The following is a 21,762-nucleotide window of genomic DNA, read 5'->3' as shown; positions in this document are numbered from 1 at the left end:
ACAAGGGGTGCGACAGTCGTGACGTAGCGTTACGGGCATGATCGAGCCGACCGTGACCATGCCACCCAAGAGGGTGCGCCGGCCGCCCCCGCGGCGGTCCGTGCGGCCGCCGCGCGAAGCGGTGCGGTTCCCGGTCCTCGCGGTCGTCTTCGTCTGCGCCGCCTGCGGCCTGGTCTACGAACTCGAACTGGTCGCCCTCGCGTCGTACCTGATCGGCGACTCGGTCACCCAGGCCTCCGTCGTGCTCTCCGTGATGGTCTTCGCGATGGGCGTGGGCTCGCTCCTCGCCAAGCGGCTGCGCTGCCGTGCCGCCGTCGGCTTCGGCCTGGTCGAGGCCGGGCTCGCGCTGATCGGCGGCTGCTCGGCGATGGTGCTGTACGCGGCCTTCGCCTGGCTCGGCGAATCGCGGTACGTCCTGGTGGCGTTCTCGCTCGCGATCGGCGTGCTCATCGGGGCCGAGATCCCGCTCCTGATGTCGCTCATACAGCGGGCGGGACGGGGCTCCCCGGGGGACGGCGCTCCGGGGAAGAGGCGGGTCGGGCGGGCCGGACGGCAGGCCTCGCTCGGGGACGAGGACGACGCCGCCGGGACGGTCGCCGACCTCTTCGCCGCCGACTACGTCGGCGCGCTCGTCGGCGGCCTCGCCTTCCCCTTCCTGCTGCTGCCCTGGCTCGGCCAGCTCACCGGCGCGCTCGTCACCGGCGCGGTCAACGCCGTCGCGGGCGGCGGCCTGGTCCTCTGGGTGTTCCGCCACGACCTGACCCGCCGGTCCCGCGCGCTGCTCGTCGCGGTGAACGTGGGCGTCCTCGCCGTCCTCGCCACCGCGACCGTCCTCGTCGACGACTTCGAACAGGCCGCGCGCCGGGCCGTGTACGGGGAGCGGGTGCGGGTCGCCGTCCACACCGAGCTCCAGGAGGTCGTCGTGACCGGGGGCCGCGAGGAGCTCCCCGACCTGTTCCTCGACGGACGCCTCCGGGTCTCCGGCCGGGACGAGTACCGCTACCACGAGGCGCTCGTCCACCCCGCGATGAACGGCCCGCACGCGCGCGTGCTGATCGTCGGCGGCGGCGACGGCATGGCCGCCCGCGAGGTCCTGCGCTACGCCGGGGCCCGCTCCGTCACCGTCGTCGAACTCGACCCGGGCGTCGTCCGCCTCGCCCGTACGGACCCGGCGCTCGCCGCGCTCAACGCCCAGGCCTTCCGCGACCCGCGCGTCCACGTCGTCTACGCGGACGCCTTCCGCTGGCTGAGGGGCGCCGCCGATCGTCTGCAGGAACGGTACGACGTGGTGATCTCCGACCTTCCCGACCCGGGGATCACCCCCAGCACCAAGCTCTACTCGGAGGAGTTCTACGGCCTGGTGGCCGGGGTGCTCACCGACTCCGGACGGTTCGCCGTGCACGCCGGATCGGCCACCGACCGGCCCCGCACCTACTGGACCGTCGACGCCACCCTGCGCGCCGCCGGCTTCGCGACCCGCCCGTACAGCGCGAGCGGCCGCGCCCCCGGCTTCGCCGCCGGACCCGACCGCGCCGACCGCACCGGCGGCACGGAGCGGGGGCCGGGGGACTGGGGCTTCCTCCTGGCCGTACGGGGCGACCGGCCGCCCGCCCTCGGCCTCGCCCCCGACGCGCCCCGGCTGCGCTCGCTCGGCCCCGGGGTCCTGGAGCGCGCGGCGCGCCGCGCCGAACGCACCCGGGGCGCCGAACCGCCGCCCTCGACCCTGGTGCACCCCCGGTACGGGGCCTGACCCGCCACCCGGCGCAAACAGGCGACGCCGCGCCCCGCCCTGAGTAGGCTCGGCTTCCATGGAGCATGAGGTGTTCGTCCCCGTCCCGGCCGAGGCCCTGCGCGCGACGCTCGCGGACCCGGCCCGCGTGGTGCGCTGCGTGCCCGGTCTCCAGCGGGACGCCGACGCGGCGGCCGGCCCCCTCACGGGCCGCCTCAAGGTGCGGGTCGGCGGCAACACCATCACCTACCGGGGCGCCCTGCGGGTCATCGAGCGGGACGGCGCCATCACCTACGAGGGCGAGGGCACCGAGGCCCGGGGCAAGGGCTCGGCCGAGCTGTCCCTCACCGTCGTCCTCACCCCGGTGGCCGAGGGCACCAGCCTCAGCTTCACCGGCGCCCTCACGGCGACCGGCCGGCTCGCCGAGGCGACGGACGAGGCGCGCTCCACGGCGGGCGCCAAGCTCCTCGACAAGTTCGTGGAGGCGGTGGCCGCGCTCGCGGAGGAGCAGTCCGGGGACGCCGCCGACACCGGTGCCGAGGCCGGCGACGACACCGATGCCGACTCCGATGACGACGGGGTCGACGACGGCGTCGAGGAGCCTTCGGGACGGGGCTCCGCCTCCGACGCGCCGGTGCCACCGTCCTCCCTCGACCCCTTCCTCGGCGAGGACTTCGGCGAGGGCCTGGGCGACGGCCCGGGCGGGGACGGCCCGGGTGAGGGGCTGGTCGACGCCCCGATCGAGTTCCCCGCTCCGCAGCCCGCCGCCGAGGCCGCCCACGCCCGCCGCACCATGATCGGGCGGAGCGCCGAGGAGGTCGACCACGCCCCGCCGCGCGGCCGGTACGCCCCCGTCCCCGCCCCCGAGACGTCGAGCGCCGGCGCCACCCTGCGCTGGATCGCCCCGGCCGCGGCCCTCGCCCTGGCCTCCGCCGTCGTCGTCGGCCGGGCGCTGCGCCGCCGTCGTTGAAACGGCCCCGGCACGGCTAGGGTCGGAGCGTGACCACGCAGACGCGACTGACGGCGGGCGACGCCGAGTTGACCATCAACCCCGACCACGGCTGCCGGATCGAGAGCCTGCGCATCGGCGGCACCGAGGTGCTGCGCCAGGGCGAGCGGTACGGCAGCTTCCCGATGGTGCCCTGGTGCGGCCGGACCGCGCTCGGCCGCTTCCGCAACGGCGCCACCACACACCAGCTGCCGGTCACCGCGCCCCCGCACGCCATCCACGGCACCGTCCGGGACATCGCCTGGAAGACCGCCCGGACCTCCGCGACCGAGGCCGTCTTCACCTGCGAGCTCGGCGACCCCTGGCCGTACAAGGGCCGCGTCACCCAGGTCTTCGAACTGTCCGAGGACTCCCTCACCCTCACCTTCGGCGTGGAGACCTACGAGGACTCCTTCCCGGCGCAGGCCGGCTGGCACCCCTGGTTCCTGCGCAACCTGGGCCAGGGCGGTCAGGACGTGCGGATCGACTTCACGCCCGCCTGGCAGGAGGAGCGCGGCGACGACCACCTCCCCACCGGCCGCCGCATCGACCCCCTCCCGGGCCCCTGGGACGACTGCTTCGGGATGCCCGACGGCGTCGACGTCACCCTCACCTGGCCGGAGGAGCTGGAGCTGAAGGTCGCCAGCCGCGCCGAGTGGGTCGTGATCTACGACGAGCCGGCCGAGGCGGTCTGCGTCGAGCCGCAGTCCGGCCCGCCGAACGGCCTCAACACCCACCCGCGCCTGGTCACCCCCATCGACCCCCTGGAGGTCGCGAGCACCTGGAGCTGGCGGCGGCTTTAAGCTCAGTGGCATGACTGACGTACGCGCTGAGCTGCTCCAGCAGATCAAGGACAAGGCCGTGGTGCACGGCAAGGTGACCCTCTCCTCGGGTCTGGAAGCCGACTACTACGTGGACCTGCGCCGGATCACGCTGGACGGTGCGGCTTCGCCGCTGGTCGGCCAGGTCATGCTCGAACTGACCAAGGACCTCGACTTCGACGCGGTCGGCGGCCTGACGCTGGGCGCCGACCCGGTCGCGACCTCGATGCTGCACGCCGCCGCCGCGCGGGGCGAGCGGCTCGACGCCTTCGTCGTCCGCAAGGCCGCCAAGGCCCACGGGATGCAGCGTCAGGTCGAGGGCCCGGACATCAAGGGCCGTCGTGTCCTGATCGTCGAGGACACCTCCACCACCGGCGGCTCGCCGCTGACCGCCGTCGAGGCGGCGCGCGCGGCCGGCGCCGAGGTCGTCGCCGTCGCCACGATCGTGGACCGGGCCACCGGAGCCGGCGAGAAGATCAGCGGCACGGCGGGCGTTCCGTACCTCTACGCGTACGCGCTGGACGAGCTCGGCCTGGCGTAACCGCCGCGAAGTCGTGACTTAGGTCCCGGACCCCCGCCAGAGCGGTCCTGACCTGCGTTTTTCCCCAAGGGCGGGGTGTTTCACGTGAAACACCCCGCCCTTCGGTGTGCCGCGCCCGTGGGAGCCCGTACAAGAGTCTGGAAAGATGGGCCGCGACGATGACGTCGCCCCTAGGTCAGGGACAGCAACGCACACACCCCGCACATCACAAGGAGCGGACGAATGCCCATCGCAACCCCCGAGGTCTACAACGAGATGCTCGACCGGGCGAAGGCAGGCAAGTTCGCCTACCCGGCCATCAACGTGACCTCGTCCCAGACCCTGCACGCTGCGCTGCGCGGCTTCGCGGAGGCCGAGAGCGACGGCATCATCCAGATCTCGACCGGCGGTGCCGAGTTCCTGGGCGGTCAGTACAACAAGGACATGGTCACGGGCGCCGTTGCCCTGGCCGAGTTCGCGCACATCGTCGCCGCGAAGTACGACATCACGGTCGCCCTCCACACCGACCACTGCCCGAAGGACAAGCTGGACGGCTACGTCCGCCCGCTCCTGGAGGTCTCCGCCGAGCGCGTCGCCCGTGGCGAGAACCCGCTGTTCCAGTCGCACATGTGGGACGGCTCCGCCGAGACCCTCGCCGACAACCTGGCCATCGGCCAGGAGCTGCTCGCGAAGGCCGCCGCCGCCAAGATCATCCTTGAGGTCGAGATCACCCCGACCGGCGGCGAGGAGGACGGCGTCAGCCACGAGATCAACGACGAGCTGTACACCACCGTCGAGGACGCCATCCGCACCGCCGAGGCCCTCGGCCTGGGCGAGAAGGGCCGCTACCTGCTCGCCGCGTCCTTCGGCAACGTCCACGGCGTCTACAAGCCGGGCAACGTCGTGCTCCGCCCCGAGCTCCTCAAGGACCTCCAGGCCGGTGTCGCCGCCAAGTTCGGCAAGGCCGACCCGTTCGACTTCGTCTTCCACGGCGGCTCGGGCTCGACGGCCGAGGAGATCGCCACCGCGCTTGAGAACGGCGTCGTGAAGATGAACCTCGACACCGACACCCAGTACGCCTTCACCCGCCCGGTCGTGGACCACATGTTCCGCAACTACGACGGCGTCCTGAAGGTCGACGGCGAGGTCGGCAAGAAGTCCACCTACGACCCGCGCACCTGGGGCAAGCTGGCCGAGGCCGGCATGGCCGCCCGCGTCGGCGAGGCCTGCGTCGCGCTGCGCTCGGCCGGCACGAAGCTGAAGTAAGCCTGTGAGCGACGGGCCCGGTCACCTCTCGGGGGGCCGGGCCCTCGTCATGTCTGGAGGATGACCGCGTGGCGTACGACTTCGACCGGGAGATAGACCGGCACGGGACCTGGTCCGTCCAGTGGGACGGCATCGCGGACCGCTTCGGCGTCCCCGACCTGCTGCCCTTCACCATCTCCGACATGGACTTCGCCTCCCCGCCGGAGGTCCTCGCGGCCCTGCGCGAGCGCGTGGACCACGGGGTCTTCGGCTACACGGACTGGCGGCTCGGGGAGTTCCGCGAGGCGATCCGCCACTGGTACGCGAGCCGGTACGGCACCGAGATCGACCCCGGGTCGCTGGTGTACGCGCCCTCCGTGCTCTCCCAGCTCTCGCAGCTCCTCCAGATGTGGACCGCGCCCGGCGACGGCGTCGTCGTCCACACCCCCACGTACGACGGCTTCCGCAAGGCCGTCACCGGGCTCGGGCGCGAGCTGCGGGGCGTCCCGGTCGGCGACCCGGAGGCCCTGGAACGCGAGCTGGCCCGGCCGGACAGCCGGATGCTGCTGCTCTGCTCCCCGCACAACCCGACCGGCCGGGTGTGGACCGAGGAGGAGCTCACCGTCTTCGCCGAGCTGGCCGAGCGGCACGGCGCGGCCGTCGTCAGCGACGAGATCCACGCCGACCTGACGGCCGAAGGCCACCGGCACGTGCCCTGGACGCGGATCGCCGAGCCGGGGCGGGGCCGCCGCTGGGCCCTGGTCACCTCCGGCACGAAGGCCTTCAACTTCCCCGCCCTCTCCGGCTCGTACGGCATGGTCGGCGACCCCGACGAGCGCGAGGCCTTCGTCCGGCGCATGGAGACCGGCGAGGGCCTCGCCTCCCCCGCCGTCCTCTCCCTGACCGCGCACATCGCCGCCTACCGGCAGGGTGCGGCCTGGCTGGACGAGCTGCGCGCGTACGTGGCGGGCACGATGGAGCTGCTCCGGGACCGGCTGGCCGCGCTGCCGGGCGTCGACTGGATGCCCCCGCCGGCCGGCTACCTGGCCTGGATCGACCTGCGGCCGCTCGGCATCGAGGAGGCCCGGCTCCAGGAGGAGCTGGTGGCCGTGGAGAAGGTCGCGATCATGCCGGGCGGGGTCTACGGCACGCCCGGCTTCGTCCGGCTCAACGTCGGCTGCCCCCGGAGCAAGGCCGAGCGGGGCGTGGACGCGCTGGTCCGCGCGGCGAACCGGCTGCGGACGGACTGAGGCGTCTTGCGGACGGACTGAGGCGTCGGCGGGCGGACTGAGGCGTCGGCGGGCGGAAGCCCCCGCTTCGCGGGACCATGCTGGCATGGGTGTGCGGGACGTGCGGATGAGCTCCGGGACGGGACGCTGGATCGTCTTCACCACCGTCCTCGGCTCCGGGATGGCGCTGCTCGACTCGACCGTCGTCAATGTCGCCCTGCCGCACATCGGCGAGGACCTGGGCGCCGACCTCGCCGTCCTCCAGTGGACGGTCAACGCCTACATGCTGACGCTGGCCGGGCTGATCCTGCTCGGCGGCTCGCTCGGCGACCGGTTCGGGCGGCGGAAGGTCTTCGTCGTCGGCGTGGTGTGGTTCGCGCTCGCCTCCCTGCTGTGCGGGCTCGCCCCGAACGCCGGGGTGCTGATCGGGGCCCGCGCCCTCCAGGGCGTCGGCGGGGCGCTGCTCACGCCCGGCTCCCTCGCGCTGATCCAGGCGAGCTTCCACCCGGACGACCGGGCGCGGGCCGTCGGCCTCTGGTCGGGCTTCGGCGGGGTGGGCGCGGCGATCGGGCCGTTCGTGGGCGGCTGGCTGGTGGACGGCCCCGGCTGGCGGTGGGTGTTCCTGCTGAACGTGCCGCTCGCCGCCCTCTGCGTGCCCGTCGCCCTGCGGCACGTCCCGGAGTCCCGGGACGAGACCGCGCACGGCCGGTTCGACGTGCTCGGCGCGGTCCTGGGCGCGGCGGCGCTGGCGCTCGTCACGTACGCGCTGATCGGCGCGGCCTGGTGGGCCGGGGTGGCCGGGGTGCTGGTCGGGGCCGGCTTCACGGCGGTGGAGCGGCGGCGCGGGGAGCGGGCGATGGTGCCGCTGTCGATCTTCCGCTCCCGCATGTTCACCGCGGTCAACCTGGTCACCCTCTGCGTGTACGCGGCGTTCGGCGGCTTCTTCTTCCTGGCGGCCCTCCAGCTCCAGGTGGTCTCCGGCTACTCGGCGCTCGGCGCCGGCATGGCCCTGCTGCCGACGACCGTGATCATGCTGCTGCTCTCGGCGAGGTCCGGGGAGCTGGGGGAGCGGATCGGGCCCCGGATCCCGCTCACCGTGGGGCCGCTGCTGTGCGCCGCCGGAATGCTGCTGATGCTGCGGGTCGGGGAGGACGCCTCGTACCTGACGGACGTGCTGCCGGCGATGCTCGTCCTGGGGCTCGGCATGACGACCCTGGTCGCGCCGCTGACCGCGACCGTCCTCGCCTCGGTGGACGTGTCCCGGGCGGGCCTCGCGAGCGGCATCAACAACGCCGCCGCCCGCGCGGCCGGGCTGATCGCGGTGGCCGCGCTGCCGCTGCTCGCCGGGATGGGCCCGGAGGCGTACCGCTCGGCGGAGGAGTTCGGGGCGACGTTCCGGCGGGCGATGCCGATGTGCGCGGGGATCCTGGTGGTGGGCGCGGTCCTCGCCTGGACGACCATGCGGACCCCGGCCGCGGCGGCGGACTGCCACCCGGAGTGCAGGGTCCACTGCGGGGTGCAGTCCCCGCCGCTCGACCCGGGGGAGCGCGACACCCCCGCGGAGGAGGCGGGCTGACCCCGCGGAGGAGACGGGCCGGGGCGGGGCGCGGTCCTTGGCGGGGGCTCCTGAGATGGGGCGCGGTCCTTGGCGGGGGCTCCTGGGGTGGGGCGCGGTCCTTGGCGGGGGCTCCTGAGGTGGGACGTGGTCCCTGGCGGGGGCTCCTGAGGCAGACTGGGCCCATGGCCATCCACGAGAACCTCCTGGGGGGACCGGCCCCCACCCACCTGCCCGACGACCCGGGGCCGCGCGAGCTGCTCGCGAACGGCACGGCGCCGGCGGACGTCGCCGCGAAGTACCCGACCTCCTCGCTCGCCTGGGCCCGGCTCGCCGACGACGCCTACGAGCGCGGCTCGGTCGTCGAGTCGTACGCCTACGCCCGCACCGGCTACCACCGCGGCCTCGACGCGCTGCGCCGCAACGGCTGGAAGGGCCACGGCCCGGTGCCGTGGGAGCACGAGCCGAACCGCGGCTTCCTGCGCGCCCTGCACGCCCTGGCCCGGGCGGCCGGCGACATCGGCGAGAAGGACGAGTACGAGCGCTGCACGACCTTCCTGCGGGACTCCTCGGAGACCGCGGCGGAGACGCTCGGCTGACGTCCTCGGAGCACGACCGGACGCCCTTCCCTCCCGCCGCGGAGGGAAGGGCGTCCCTGTTGATCGAACTCCGATTCGTGTCATGATGCGCTTGGGACGCGCGCGCCGAAGCGGGCCTCCCGAGGGGACCGGAGCTCCCGTGGCGCACCGTGCGCACGGTGGAGCGGACCGCTACCCGGTAGCACGTATCGAGGAGACAGAAATGTCAGCCTTCCCCTCTCCCGATGCCTCCGGAGCCGGATCGGTCGTCGACGCACCGAACCTCGACTTCGCGGGCACGACGCCGTACGAGGACTACGTCCAGGCGGACGTCCTCACCCACCTCCAGCACCTCCGCTCGGACGACCCCGGCGAGATGGTCTTCCTGGTCACGACCCAGGTCATGGAGCTGTGGTTCACGGTGATCGTCCACGAGTGGGAGACCGCGAGCCGCGCCCTGCGCGAGGACCGCGTCCCCGTCGCGATGGACGCGCTCAAGCGCTCCGTGCGCGAGCTGGAGGCGCTCAACCACTCCTGGCGTCCGCTCGCCCAGCTCACCCCCGGCCAGTTCAACGCCTACCGGGCGGCGCTCGGCGAGGGCTCCGGCTTCCAGTCGGCGATGTACCGGCGGATGGAGTTCCTGCTCGGCGAGAAGTCCGCGTCCATGCTCGTCCCGCACCGGGGCGCGCCCCGCGTCCACGCCGAGCTGGAGAAGGCGCTCCACGAGCCGAGCCTGTACGACGAGGTCCTCGCGCTCCTCGCCCGCCGCGGCCTGCCCGTACCGGCTTCGGTGCTCGGCCGTGACCTGGCGCAGCGGTACGAGCCCTCGCCCGAGGTCGAGAAGGTCTGGGCCGGGATATACGCGGACGCCGACCAGAACGGCGAGCTCGTCCGGCTCGGCGAGGCCCTCAGCGACGTCGCCGAACTGGTCTGGCGCTGGCGCAACGACCACCTGGTCGCGACCCGCCGCGCGATGGGCTCGAAGACCGGCACCGGCGGCTCCGCCGGCGTGGCCTGGCTGGAGAAGCGGGCCCAGAAGAACGTCTTCCCCGAGCTCTGGACGGCCCGCAGCCATGTCTGAGTCGTACGAGGAGAAGGCCGCGCGTCTCGACGCGGCCGACCCACTGGCCGGGCACCGCGCGAAGTTCGCCCTGGACGAGGAGACCGTCTACCTCGACGGCAACTCGCTCGGCGCCCTGCCCGCGCACGTCCCCGCCCGCATGGCCGACGTCATCACCCGCGAGTGGGGCGAGCTGCGCATCCGCTCCTGGGACGAGTCCGGCTGGTGGACCGCGCCCGAGCGGATCGGCGACCGGATCGCCCCGATCGTGGGCGCCGCCCCGGGGCGGATCGTGGTCGGCGACTCGACGAGCGTGAACGTCTTCAAGGCGGTCGTCGCCGCCGCCCGGCTGAGCGGTGAGGACCGGAACGAGATCCTCGTCGACGCGACGACCTTTCCCACGGACGGGTACATCGCGCGGTCCGCGGCGCGGATGACGGGCCACGAGATCGTGCCCTGCGACCCGGCCGACATGGCGGCCGCCGCGAGCGGGCGCACGGCCCTCGCGCTCGTCAACCACGTCGACTACCGCACGGGCCGGCTCCAGGACCTGCCGGGCATCACCGCCGCGCTCCACGCGGCGGGCGCGCTCGCCGTCTGGGACCTGTGCCACAGCGCGGGCGCGCTGCCCGTCGGCCTGGACGCGCACGGGGTCGACCTGGCCGTCGGCTGCACCTACAAGTACCTGAACGGCGGCCCCGGTTCGCCCGCGTACCTGTACGTCGCCGAGCGCCACCAGGCCGCCTTCGACTCGCCGCTGCCCGGCTGGAACTCGCACGCCGACCCCTTCGGCATGACCCCCGGCTACGAGGCGGCGGCCGGCGCGCTCCGGGGCCGGGTCGGCACGCCCGACATCCTCTCCATGCTGGCCCTCGAAGCGGCGCTCGACGTCTGGGACGGGGTCGCGATCGAGGACGTGCGGTCCAAGTCCCTCGCCCTGACGGACTTCTTCCTGGAGTGCGTCGAGGCGTACGCCCCCGAGGGCCGCGTCACCTCCGTGACCCCCGGGACGCATGCCGAGCGCGGCAGCCAGGTGGCGCTGCGCTGCGCGGAGGCGCCCGCCGTCATGACCGAGCTGATCAAGCGCGGGATCGTCGGGGACCTGCGCCGGCCCGACATCCTGCGGTTCGGCTTCACCCCGCTGTACGTCGGCTTCGCGGACGCGGAGCGGGCGGCCCGGGTCCTCGCGGAGGTCCTGAGGGACGTCCCCGGGGCGTAGGTCCGATCATCGGCCGATCTGCGGGGGTTCCGGTGCTGGTACCGTCCCCGCAGGTCAGGCCAATTCGGCCCCGCACCCGAGAGGTTGGAACACATGCCGGACCCCGCCGCGCGCGATGCCGCCGAAGAGGCGTCGGCCTTCTCGCACCCGGCCGTCGCACCGGACGCCACCGCCGCGTACGGCGACCACCCGGACCAGGTGGTCGACTTCTACGCCCCGCGTGACGGGCGCACCCTGGCCCCGCTCGTCGTCGCCCTGCACGGCGGCGCCTGGCGGGCACCCTACGACCGGTGGCACCTGACTCCCTTCGTGGACTTCCTGGCCCGCCGGGGCTTCGCCGTGGCGAGCGTCGAGTACCGGCGCGGACCCGGCCTTCCCCACCAGGGCGCCACGGCCCCGGTCGCCGGGCGCTGGCCGGAGACCTTCGACGACGTGGCGGCGGCGCTGGACGCCCTGCCGGAGCTGGCCGCCGCGCACCTTCCGCAGGCCGACCCGCGGCGGACCGTCCTCACCGGCCACTCGGCGGGCGGCCACCTCGCGCTGTGGGCGGCCGCCCGGCACGTCCTGCCCGCCGGCTCCCCGTGGCGCCTGCCCGCCCCGCCGGAGCTGCGCGGGGTCGTCGCCCTCGCCCCGATCGCCCACTTCGGGCGGGCGGTGGAGCTGGGCGTGTGCGGCGGCGCGGTCACCGAACTCCTGGGCGGCGAGGCGGAGTACGCGGCGCGCGCGGCGGCCGCGGACCCCTCCGTCCTCCTCCCGACGGGCATCGCGACGACCCTCGTCCAGGGCCGCGAGGACATCGTCGTCCCGTACGCGGTGGCCGAGGCGTACGCGGAGGCGGCGGCGAAGGCGGGCGAGGAGGTCGGCCTGACGCTCCTGGAGGGCATCGGCCACTTCCCGCTGATCGACCCGGCGGCGGACGCGTGCGCGGTGGTGGCGGAGGAGATCGCCCAACTCGCCTGGTGAACCGGAATTCCCCTGTCCACTCGTACAACCATGCGAGCAGGTCGCGGGTCTCATCGGGCACGGCACTCCCGTGTCCGATCTTCTCGTGGGGGTTCACCTTGCAGTTCCGCACCACCGGCATCCGTCTCGCCTCCGCCGTCACGGCCGTCCTCGCCGTCACGGCCGTGGGCGCCGGCACGCTCGCCACCGCGCCGACCGCCTTCGCGGCGACCTCGGCGTCGGCCGAACAGGCTGACGCCCTCGCCGTCTTCCCCGAGGGCTCCCAGCTCGGAGGTGTCGGCACCTCCGGCTTCCTCAGCTACTCCTTCGCCGCCGACACCACCCGGAACCTGCTGTGGACGCCGTACGACGGCGGCGCCGCGGTCTCTCTCCAGTCGCCCAAGGGCTGGGCCCTGGGCGCCGGCGACGTGGTCGTCCTCGGTGACGCCAGCTGGGGCGCCGAGTTCCGTTCGATCACCCTGCGGAACATGGCCACCCCCTCCGCCCCGGGCGTCGACATCGACCTCGGCGCGCTGAACGGCAACTTCGTGGTCGTGCTGAGCCCGACGAGCGTGCTCGCGCAGATCACGAACGCGGATGGCACGAAGGAACTGCACGTCGTCACCAAGGACGGCGCCACGACGACCCACCGCAAGGTCTCCGGGCTGCCCGCGGACGCCACCGACTTCTTCGGCTCGCCGGCCAAGGGCGGCTCCGTCCTCGTCGGCTACGAGACGGGACCGGCGGACAAGCGCACCGGCGGCCGGGCCCTGGTCGACGTGGCCGCCGGGACGGTGACCGCGACCTACGCCGCCCCCGAGTCGGGATACGGCTACGGCGGCCTGAACGTCTCCGCCTCCCACGTGACCTGGTTCGGCTACAAGTCCGGCACCGGTGACTACATCACCTCCGTCGACCGCAAGACGGGCGAGCGGAAGGAGACCGTCCTCGGCTCCCACCTCGACGAGTGGTACAGCACGCTCGTGGGCGAGTGGCTGGTCTACGGCAACCCCGAGACGCCCGCCAAGGCCGTCTCCCTGACCACCGGCGAGATCCGCGAGCTCGGCGTCTCGGCCTCGGGCGTGGCCTCCTCGACCGACGGCAGCGCGGTGCTGCGCGGCAGCAGTGCCGCCGGGGGCGACGGGCTGTTCCGCGTCACGGCCGCGGAGGACGGCTCCCCGACGGTCGCCAAGGTGGCGGCCACGGGCAAGCCGCCGGTCATCCCCCTCACGTTCCAGCAGGTCGACATCCCCCGCGCGGTGGACTTCGACAAGTCGGGCGGCCAGACGACCCTGAGCTGGACGCTGTCGCGCCCCGACGCGGACATCCTGGTCACCGTCAAGCACATCGCCACGGGCGGAGCGTTCGTCGCCGAACTGAAGACCCCGGTCGCCGGCAACCGCTTCTCCGTCACCTGGGACGGCATGTGGCACGACCTCTTCGACGACACGAAGGCGGAGGACCTGCCCAACGGCGAGTACACGGTGGAGGCCGTGGCGGTCCTCGACGATCACACGGGCGATGCGGTGGCCTCCGTGGGCCAGCAGATCTCCGTGTCCCGCACGGCCAACCCGCACGACTACAACGACAACGGTTCCACCGACCTCCTCGCCCGGGACGCCGCCGGCGTGCTGTGGCGCGACGACCTGCGGGACCGTCCGGTGAACGGCCAGGTGAACCCGGCGAAGCGGACGAAGATCGGCCCGGGGTGGCAGATCTACAAGCAGGTCGAGTCCGTCGGCAACGTGGGTGGCGCCGCCACCGGCGACCTGATAGCGGTCGACGGCTCCGGTGTGCAGTGGCTGTACCTCGGCAAGGGCGACGGCACGTTCGCCACCCGGGTGAAGGTCGGCACGGGCTGGCAGATCTACAACAAGCTCGCCGGAGGCTCGGACCTCGACGGCGACGGCAAGGCCGACCTGGTGGCCACGGACGGCGCCGGCGTCCTGTGGTTCTACAAGGGCACGGGCAGCTACGCGAAGCCGTACGCGGCCCGGGTGAAGGTCGGCGGCGGCTGGCAGGTCTACAACCAGCTGACCGCCGTCGGGAACATCGCCGGCACCGCCGCCGGGGACCTGGTCGCCCGCGACACCGCAGGTGTCCTCTGGCTGTACCAGGGCAACGGCCGCGGCGGCTTTGCCACCCGCGTGAGGATCGGCGCCGGCTGGAACGCGTTCTCCCAGCTCGTCGGCGCCGGTGACCTCGACAACGACGGCCGCCCGGACCTGATCGCGTACGGGGCGGGCGGCACGTCCGTCTACCGTTCGACGGGCTCCGTCACCGCGCCCTTCAGCCGTCAGGGGACGCTGGTGTACGAGGGCGACGGCTCCAGGTTCAACCAGGTCCTGTAAGCGGCCCTAGTCCTCAAGGGGGACCCGGAAGGATCCGCATCCAGCGGGACGACCGGGTCCCCCGCCGCCCGTACGGTGGTTCGCGTGACCCAGACGCAGACCACCGAGACGAGCCGCAGCCCCGAGCTCCGCCTGGCGCAGGACGCGCTCGGCGGGCTGCGCGCGGACCTCTTCCACGACGCCTTCGCCTACCGGCCCCTGCCGCGCATGGACGTGGAACGGGGGCCGACCCGCTTCCTGCCGGAGCGGATACGGATCTACGCGGGCCTCCTCCCGCACGCCTTCGTCGCGTTCTGCGCGGTGATCGTCTTCGGCATGGGGTACGAGCGGATCTACTACGCCTTCGGCCTGCTGGCGTTCGTGACCACCGCCGCACCGGCCGCGATCGTGCTGCTCACCCTGGTCCGGCCGGTCTTCGCCTTCTGGGCCTCGCTCGCGTCGGCCCCCTTCGTGGGATACATCGCCGGATACGAGGCCGGCTGGCCCTGGGCGGTGAACTCGCTCGCCGCGCACCTGGTGGTCCTCGCCGTCGTCGCCGCCCGCACCCGGCCCCGTACGGCCGCGTGGATGTGGGTGGTGACGGCCGCCTACTGCCTGTTCGCCGGGGTGTTCCTCGGGGTCGGGCGCGGCTCCGACTCGGTGCCGATGCTGTTCGTCGCGGCCCTCGTCCTCCTCACCGTCACGGTCTTCCAGGTGCGTCGTCAGGCCGACCGCGAGGTCACCGCCCAGCAGACCGTCACCCTCCAGGAGATCTCCAAGCGGACGGTCCTGGAGGAGCGGACGACCATCGCCCGGGAGCTGCACGACGTCGTCGCCCATCACATGTCGGTGGTCGCCATCCAGGCGGAGGCCGCGCCCTACCGGGTGGAGAACCCGCCGCCGGAGCTGGAGCAGGCCTTCCTCACCATCCGGGAGAACGCCGTCGCCGCGCTGACCGAACTGCGCCGCATCCTCGGGGTCGTCCGGGCCGAGGACTACGAGGCCCCCGACGCCCCGCAGCCGACCCTCGCCGACCTCGACGCGCTCGTCGCCAACGTCCGCGAGGCCGGGCTCGACGTCGAGAAGACGGTGACCGGCGCCGTGCGCGAGCTGCCGCAGGGCGTGGAGCTCTCCGCGTACCGGATCGTCCAGGAGGCCCTGTCGAACGTCCTGCGGCACGCCCCGGGCGCCGCCGCGAAGGTCGAGGTCAGTTATGTCCTCGGCGGCCTCGGGCTGCGCATCGCCAACGGTGCGGCGCGCGGCCTCGTGAAGCCCTCCCCGGGCGCCGGGCACGGCATCACCGGCATGCGGGAGCGTGTGACGATGCTGGGCGGGGAGATGACGGCCGAGGCGACCGAGGACGGTGGCTACGAGGTGGCGGCCTTCGTGCCCGTGAGCCGTGAGGAGCAGCAGACGTGATCCGTGTCCTGATCGTCGACGACCAGATGATGGTCCGCGAGGGCTTCTCGGTGCTGCTGGGCGCCATGCCGGACATCGAGGTCGTCGGCGAGGCGGTCAACGGGCGGGAGGCGATCGCACAGGTCGCCGCCCTCCGCCCCGACGTGGTCCTCATGGACATCCGGATGCCCGAGCTGAACGGCATCGAGGCCACCCGGGAGATCGTCGCCGCCGACGCGGAGGCGAAGGTGCTCGTCCTGACGACCTTCGACCTCGACGAGTACGTGTACCAGGCGCTGCGCGCCGGGGCCTCCGGCTTCCTCCTCAAGGACGCCTCGGCCCGGCAGCTCGCGGAGGGCGTGCGGGTGGTCGCCTCCGGCGAGGCGCTGCTCGCGCCGACCGTCACGAAGCGGCTGATCACCGAGTTCGCGAAGGCCCCGGGGACGTCTCCGCGGCCGCCGGCGATGGCGCAGATCGGGGAGCTGACCGAGCGGGAGACGGAGGTCCTCGTCCTCATCGCCCAGGGCCTGTCGAACGCCGAGATCGCCGACCACCTCGTCGTCGCCGAGTCGACCATCAAGACGCACGTCAGCCGCATCCTGGTGAAGCTGGGCCTGCGCGACCGCACCCAGGCGGCGGTCTTCGCGTACGAGGCGGGCCTGGTCCGCGTCGGCGGCTGAGGCGGCCCAAGCGGCTGAGGGGCCTTTGCGGCGCGCCGTGGGGGTAACGTCCGGTCATGGACGCTGTTGACGCTGTGTACGACCCCTGGTCGGCGGAGTTCGTCGCCGATCCCTATCCCGCCTACGCCCGGTTGCGCGCCAGCGGGCGCGCCCACTGGCACGGTCCCACCCGCCAGTGGCTGATCCCGCACCACGAGGACGTGTCCGCGCTCCTTCGGGACCGGCGCCTCGGCCGGACGTACACCCATCGGTTCACGCACGAGGAGTTCGGGCGGACGCCTCCGGACGCCGCGTACGAGCCCTTCCACACGCTCAACGACCACGGGCTGCTGGATCTGGAGGCGGCCGACCACACCCGGATCCGGCGGCTGGTCTCGAAGGCGTTCACGCCGAGGACCGTGGAGAACCTGGCGCCGACCGTACGGCGCCTGGCCGCCGGGCTCGTCGGCGACCTGGTGGCGGCGGGCGGCGGCGATCTGCTGTCCGCCGTCGCCGAGCCGCTGCCGGTGGCGGTGATCGCCGAGATGCTCGGCGTCCCGGCGGAGGACGAGGAGCGGGGGATGCTGCGGCCCTGGTCGGCGGCGATCTGCGGGATGTTCGAGCTGAATCCGTCGGAGGAGACGGCCCGGCGTGCGGTCCGCGCCTCGATCGAGTTCTCGGAGTACCTGCGGGAGCTGATCGCGCGGCGGCGGAAGAGCCCGGGGGACGACCTGATCTCGTCCCTGATCGCGGTGGAGGAGCTGACGGAACAGGAGATGGTCTCCACCTGCGTCCTGCTCCTCAACGCGGGCCACGAGGCCACCGTCAACACCACGGTCAACGGCTGGTGGACCCTGCTCAGACACGACGTCCGGCCGGATCCGGAGAACTTGTCCACAGCTGTGGAGGAGCTGCTGCGCTACGACACCCCGCTCCAGATGTTCGAGCGCTGGGTCCTCGACGACATCGAGCTCGGCGACGTCACCCTCCCGCGCGGCTCCGAGGTCGCCCTCCTCTTTGGCTCCGCCAACCGCGACCCCGCCCGCTTCGGCCCCACCGCCGACGTCCTCGACCTCGAACGGGCCGACAACCCGCACATCACCTTCGGCGCCGGCATCCACTACTGCCTCGGCGCCCCGCTCGCCCGCCTCGAACTGACCGCCGTCTTCGGCGAGCTGCTCCGGCAGGCGCCGGGTCTGAAGCTCGCCGCCGACCCGGTGTGGAAGCCGGGGTACGTCATCCGGGGCTTCGAGGAGCTGCTCGTGGAGGTGTGAGGTCATGAGGCCTCCGCCAGGACCTGGCGGAGGCGGCTCGCGTACGCCTCCGGGTGGCTGGTGTTCCCGTTGTGCCCGCCGGGGAACTCCACCGGCTCCTCGCCGACGAGCTCCGCCAGGGAGACCGCGCACCGGTGGTCGAAGACGGTGTGCGGGGTGGTCCGGCCGACGGCGGGGACGATGCGCGTGGCGGTGTGCGCCAGCGCGGCGGGGTCCAGCGTGTCGTGGACGACCGCGGTGAAGTCGTGGCGGATGAAGTGGTCGAAGTTGGCGACGCGCAGGGCGTTCATCGGCTGGGGCGTCAGGCCCGGCTCGGCGTCGGCGTGGCTCGGGTCTATGCCCAGGGTCCGGGCGATCTCCGGCAGTGCGACGGAGAGGCCTTCCCGGTCGTACAGCTCCTGGAGGGCGGTGAGCTCCCGCTCGTGGTGGGCGCGCTCCCGGTCCGGCAGCAGACGCGGGGCGACGGGCTCGTGGGCGACGAGCGTCCGGATCAGGCCGGGGTGGCGCACGGCCGCGTGCAGCCCGATGACGGCCCCCAGGCTGCAGCCGAGCATCAGGACGGGCGCGTCGGTGAGGGCGGCGAGGAGGCGCTGGACGTCGTCGGCGTGCTCGACCAGCGTCGCCCCCCGCTCCGGGGCGTCGAGCCTGCTGCGGGAGAGGCCGCGGCGGTCGTAGGTGATCACGCGGTACGAGTCGGTGAGCCGGGCCACGAGGTCAGTGCTGCGGTCGGCGTCGCCCTCCCCGCTCTGCGAGATCAGCAGCGTCGGCCCGGTGCCCCGCACCTGGTAGTGCAGGACCGCCCCCGGAACGTCGAGCGTGCCGGTGGTCGCGGTCGTCGTGGCCGGCGTCGTGGTCATGGTTCTCCCCCTTCGTGTGCGGCGGGCTTCGCGCCCTCCGTCCTCCTCGCCAACGTTATTCCATCCAACTCGATACATCAATCTCGATGCATCAGGATGGATGAATCGAGTTGGATGTATGTTGACGGGGTGAATGGAGCCGAACTGTTCCTCCTGGGCCGCGTCCTGATGAAGCTCGGCGAGGAGTCGCTGCCCGAGCCGCCCGGCGGCGAGGCCCGGTACGCCGGCAGTGCCCGGCTGGTGCTGATCGTCGCCGGGGACATCGCCGCCCACCCCGACAGCGCCGTCGGCGAGATCGCCGCGCGGACCGGGCTGCCGCAGAGTCAGGTGTCCACGGCCGTGGCCCGCTTGAAGGAGGCCGGTTCGGTGCTGGCCGTGCCGGACCCCGCCGACCGGCGCCGGGTGCTCGTGCGCCCGGCCGCGGAGGCGTCCGCGCGCGTGGCGGAGGTGCGGGCCACCAGGATCGAAGGCGCGCTCGCCGCCGCGCTGGGGTCCGACGACCCGCAGCGCCTCCGCGAGGTCACGGAGGCGCTGGAGGTACTGGCCCGCACCCTCATGCCCGCGTCGCGACCCTGAGGCGCCCGCCCGGGCCTCGGCACCGCCGGGCCTCGGTACGTCCGGGCCTCGGCACGTCCGGGCCTCGGTACCGCCGGGCCTCGGCACGGCCAGGCCTCGACACTGCCGCGCCTCGGTACGTTCGCGCCTCGGCACCGCCGCGCCTCAGTACGCCCGGGCCCCAGTACGGGGCCGACCCTCAGTACCGCCGCTCCTCAGTACGGGACCGCTCCTCAGTACGGGACCGCTCCTCAGTACGGGACCGCTCCTCAGCACGGGACCGACCCTCAGTACGGCACCGACCCTCAGTACGAGGCCGTCCCTCAGTACCGCAGACCTCAGCCCGCCACGTCCCTCCGCCGCAGCCCCGCCAGCCCCGCCCCCGTCAGGGCCGCCGCCAGGGCGGTGAGGGTCAGGACCGGGGCCCAGGCCATCTCCGGGCCCGGCAGCTTCGGCAGGTGGCCGAAGGGTGAGAGGTTCAGGACGGTCTGGGGGAGGCCGAGGGCCGGGCCGATCCAGCCGAGGGCCAGGGAGAGCCCGGCCGCGGCCCATGCGGCGGTCGCGGCCTTCGGGGTGGCGCCCCAGAGCAGGACGGCGAGCCCGGCGAGCGTCCAGACGGCGGGGAGCTGGACGAGCGCGGCGCCCAGGATCGGGCCGGGGTCGTGTCCGTACGAGAGGGACAGGCCGAGTCCGGCGAGGAGCAGGATCAGGGCCGCGCCGCCGAAGGCGATCACCAGGTGCCCGGCGGCCCAGCGGAGCCGGCCGAGGGCGCTCGCGAGGAGCGGTTCGGCGCGGCCCGAGGTCTCCTCGCCGTGGGGCCGCAGCACGGACCCGACCGCGTACAGCGCCGCGAGCATCCCGAAGAGGGAGACCATCGTGGCGAGGAACGCGTCCGTCAGCGCGCTCTGGCCGCCCATCCGCTCGAAGATCTCGCGGGCCCGTTCGTTGTCGCCGACGATGTCGGCCGCGCCCTCGACCATCCCGCCGAAGACCAGCCCGCCGAGCAGGAAGCCGAGCGACCAGCCGAGGAGCGTGCCGCGCTGGAGCCGCCACGCGAGCGCCCCGGCCGAAGCGAGGCGGCCCTCCGCCGGGCCGGGCCGGGTCGCGAGGAAGCTCGCTCCGACGTCCCGGCGGGCGGTCAGCGCGTACGCCGCCGCCGTCTGCACCAGGACGGCCGCGAGGATCAGGAGCAGCACCCACCAGCGCTCGCCCGCGTACGCGCGGACGTGTTCGGCCCAGCCGATCGGCGAGAGCCAGGTCAGGAGGGACGAGCCGTCGGACGTGCCCGCGTCACCGGCCGCCCGCAGGGCGAACGCCAGGCCCAGGACGCCCGCCGTCAGGCCCTTGGCGAGCCGCGCGCTCTCCGTGACCTGGGCGGCGAGCGCGGCCGTCGTCGCGAAGACCATGCCGGTGCCGCCGATCGCCAGGCCCAGCGCGAGCGCCCCGGCCGCGCCCTGCCCGGCGAGACCGGCGGTGACGAGGAGGGCGACGGCCGCGTTGAGGACGAGCGCGGCGAGGAGAGCCGCCGTCAGCGGGGCCCTGCGGCCCACCGCCCCGGCGGACAGCATCTCCTGACGTCCCGTCTCCTCCTCCTCGCGGGTGTGCCGGACCACCACGATCAGGCTCGCGACGGCGGCGAGGACCGCGCCGAAGGTGCCGAAGCGCCAGGCGACGAGCCCGCCGAGGGAGTCGCCGAAGACCGGTCCGTACATCGCGCGCATCGAGCTGTTGGCGGTCATCGAGGCGGCGAGCCGCACCCGCTCTGCAGCCGTGCCGTACAGCCCCCCCAGGGAGCCCGCGCCGCTCGCGACCAGGCCGCCGGTGACGAGCGCCCAGACGGGGAGCGTCAGCCGGTCGCGGCGCAGCGCGAGCCGGGTGAGGACGCCGGTGCCGGTCGTCATCGGGAGGCCGCCTCGTCCGTGTAGTGCCGGAGGAAGAGCTCCTCCAGGGTGGGCGGGGTGGAGGTCAGGCTCCGTACGCCGGACTCGGTGAGGGAGCGGAGGACGGCGTCGAGCTTGTCGGTGTCGACCTGGAACCTCACCCGGCTGCCCTGGGCGTCGAAGCCGTGCACGCCGGGCAGGTGGGCCAGGCCGTCGGGCGGTCCGGCGAGTTCGGCGGTGACGCTGGTGCGGGTCAGGTGCCGCAGCTCCGCGAGCGAACCCGACTCCACCGTCCGGCCCTTGCGGACGATGCTGACCCGGTCGCAGAGCGCCTCGACCTCGCTGAGGATGTGCGAGGACAGCAGCACCGTCCGCCCCTGCCGACGGGCCTCCTCCACGCAGTCCTGGAAGACCTCCTCCATCAGCGGGTCGAGGCCGCTGGTCGGCTCGTCGAGGACGAGCAGGTCGACGTCGGCGGCGAAGGCGGCGACCAGGGCGACCTTCTGCCGGTTGCCCTTGGAGTAGGTGCGGCCCTTCTTGGTGGGGTCGAGCTCGAAGCGCTCGATCAGCTCCGCCCGCCGGGCCCGGTCGAGCCCGCCGCCGCGCAGCCGTCCGTACAGGTCGATGACCTCGCCGCCGGAGAGGTTGCGCCAGAGGGTCACGTCGCCGGGGACGTACGCGATGCGGCGGTGCAGCTCGACGGCGTCCTTCCAGGGGTCGCGGCCGAGGAGCTGCGTGGCGCCGGAGTCGGCGCGGAGGAGGCCCAGGAGGACTCGGATGGTGGTGGACTTCCCGGCGCCGTTGGGGCCGAGGAAGCCGTGGACCTCGCCGGTCTCGACGGTGAGGTCGAGGCCGTCGAGGGCGTGGGTGCGCCCGAAGGACTTGTGGAGTCCGACGACGCTGATGGCCTTCGTCATGCTTCA

At 73.6% G+C, this 21,762-nt stretch carries 19 protein-coding genes; 16 read left to right on the top strand and 3 right to left on the bottom strand.

Translation table 11 applies throughout. The features are described 5' to 3' along the window. The first annotated feature begins 37 nt into the window (after positions 1-37). The 15 genes from ACH4TP_RS18005 (at position 38) to ACH4TP_RS17935 (ending at position 17,547) form a co-directional block, all read left to right on the top strand. Entirely contained in the window at positions 38-1,750 is a 1,713-nt protein-coding gene (locus tag ACH4TP_RS18005) for a polyamine aminopropyltransferase (protein WP_398438500.1), read from the top strand. Positions 1,751-1,808: 58 nt separating this feature from the next. Continuing rightward, entirely contained in the window at positions 1,809-2,699 is an 891-nt protein-coding gene (locus tag ACH4TP_RS18000; protein ID WP_398438499.1) for an SRPBCC family protein, read from the top strand. 29 nt (positions 2,700-2,728) lie between these two features. Further along, a complete protein-coding gene (locus ACH4TP_RS17995) occupies positions 2,729-3,520 on the top strand; it encodes an aldose 1-epimerase (protein ID WP_398181473.1) in 792 nt (263 codons plus the stop codon). Between the two features lie 10 nt (positions 3,521-3,530). Then, positions 3,531-4,079 (top strand): orotate phosphoribosyltransferase, encoded by a 549-nt coding sequence (pyrE, locus tag ACH4TP_RS17990; protein WP_041129971.1) that lies wholly within the window; start codon positions 3,531-3,533, stop codon positions 4,077-4,079. Between the two features lie 222 nt (positions 4,080-4,301). After that, entirely contained in the window at positions 4,302-5,324 is a 1,023-nt protein-coding gene (gene fbaA, locus ACH4TP_RS17985) for a class II fructose-bisphosphate aldolase (protein ID WP_389222926.1), read from the top strand. Between the two features lie 68 nt (positions 5,325-5,392). Continuing rightward, complete coding sequence (locus tag ACH4TP_RS17980) at positions 5,393-6,553, top strand: MalY/PatB family protein (RefSeq protein ID WP_398438498.1); 1,161 nt, start codon at positions 5,393-5,395, stop codon at positions 6,551-6,553. A gap of 85 nt (positions 6,554-6,638) precedes the next feature. Beyond that, entirely contained in the window at positions 6,639-8,108 is a 1,470-nt protein-coding gene (locus ACH4TP_RS17975) for an MFS transporter (protein ID WP_398438497.1), read from the top strand. A gap of 164 nt (positions 8,109-8,272) precedes the next feature. Beyond that, positions 8,273-8,686, top strand: coding sequence for a DUF3151 domain-containing protein (locus ACH4TP_RS17970; RefSeq protein ID WP_388850690.1), 414 nt, complete (start codon positions 8,273-8,275; stop codon positions 8,684-8,686). A 202-nt stretch (positions 8,687-8,888) separates the two neighbouring features. Next, entirely contained in the window at positions 8,889-9,746 is an 858-nt protein-coding gene (locus ACH4TP_RS17965) for a tryptophan 2,3-dioxygenase family protein (protein ID WP_389222932.1), read from the top strand. Continuing rightward, positions 9,739-10,944, top strand: a complete 1,206-nt coding sequence (kynU, locus tag ACH4TP_RS17960) for a kynureninase (protein ID WP_398438496.1) — start codon at positions 9,739-9,741, stop codon at positions 10,942-10,944. The genes ACH4TP_RS17965 and kynU overlap by 8 nt, the downstream gene beginning before the upstream one ends. Positions 10,945-11,037: 93 nt before the next feature. Further along, a complete protein-coding gene (locus ACH4TP_RS17955; RefSeq protein ID WP_389222936.1) occupies positions 11,038-11,907 on the top strand; it encodes an alpha/beta hydrolase in 870 nt (289 codons plus the stop codon). Positions 11,908-12,005: 98 nt separating this feature from the next. Beyond that, positions 12,006-14,237 carry an FG-GAP repeat domain-containing protein gene (locus ACH4TP_RS17950; RefSeq protein ID WP_398438495.1) on the top strand — a complete coding sequence of 744 codons (2,232 nt, stop codon included), beginning with the start codon at positions 12,006-12,008 and terminating at the stop codon, positions 14,235-14,237. 75 nt (positions 14,238-14,312) lie between these two features. Next, positions 14,313-15,635 (top strand): sensor histidine kinase, encoded by a 1,323-nt coding sequence (locus ACH4TP_RS17945; RefSeq protein WP_398438494.1) that lies wholly within the window; start codon positions 14,313-14,315, stop codon positions 15,633-15,635. Continuing rightward, entirely contained in the window at positions 15,632-16,294 is a 663-nt protein-coding gene (locus ACH4TP_RS17940) for a response regulator (RefSeq protein ID WP_389222942.1), read from the top strand. The genes ACH4TP_RS17945 and ACH4TP_RS17940 overlap by 4 nt, the downstream gene beginning before the upstream one ends. Before the next feature lie 56 nt (positions 16,295-16,350). Further along, positions 16,351-17,547 carry a cytochrome P450 gene (locus ACH4TP_RS17935; RefSeq protein WP_398438493.1) on the top strand — a complete coding sequence of 399 codons (1,197 nt, stop codon included), beginning with the start codon at positions 16,351-16,353 and terminating at the stop codon, positions 17,545-17,547. A 2-nt stretch (positions 17,548-17,549) separates the two neighbouring features. Here ACH4TP_RS17935 and ACH4TP_RS17930 read toward each other — a convergent pair whose 3' ends face one another. Beyond that, entirely contained in the window at positions 17,550-18,404 is an 855-nt protein-coding gene (locus ACH4TP_RS17930) for an alpha/beta fold hydrolase (protein WP_398438492.1), read from the bottom strand. Positions 18,405-18,518: 114 nt separating this feature from the next. Between ACH4TP_RS17930 and ACH4TP_RS17925 the strand changes: the two genes are divergently transcribed. Beyond that, a complete protein-coding gene (locus ACH4TP_RS17925) occupies positions 18,519-18,980 on the top strand; it encodes a MarR family winged helix-turn-helix transcriptional regulator (protein ID WP_389222950.1) in 462 nt (153 codons plus the stop codon). Positions 18,981-19,297: 317 nt separating this feature from the next. On the opposite strand, the gene ACH4TP_RS17920 is transcribed toward ACH4TP_RS17925, so the two are convergent. Next, entirely contained in the window at positions 19,298-20,860 is a 1,563-nt protein-coding gene (locus tag ACH4TP_RS17920; protein ID WP_398438491.1) for an ABC transporter permease, read from the bottom strand. Continuing rightward, positions 20,857-21,756, bottom strand: a complete 900-nt coding sequence (locus ACH4TP_RS17915; protein ID WP_389222955.1) for an ATP-binding cassette domain-containing protein — start codon at positions 21,754-21,756, stop codon at positions 20,857-20,859. The genes ACH4TP_RS17920 and ACH4TP_RS17915 overlap by 4 nt, the downstream gene beginning before the upstream one ends. Positions 21,757-21,762 lie beyond the last annotated feature (6 nt).

The organism is Streptomyces sp. NPDC021012 (genome assembly GCF_044333355.1).
Classification (GTDB): Bacteria; Actinomycetota; Actinomycetes; order Streptomycetales; family Streptomycetaceae; genus Streptomyces.
This window is presented reverse-complemented; position numbering and strand designations above follow the sequence as displayed.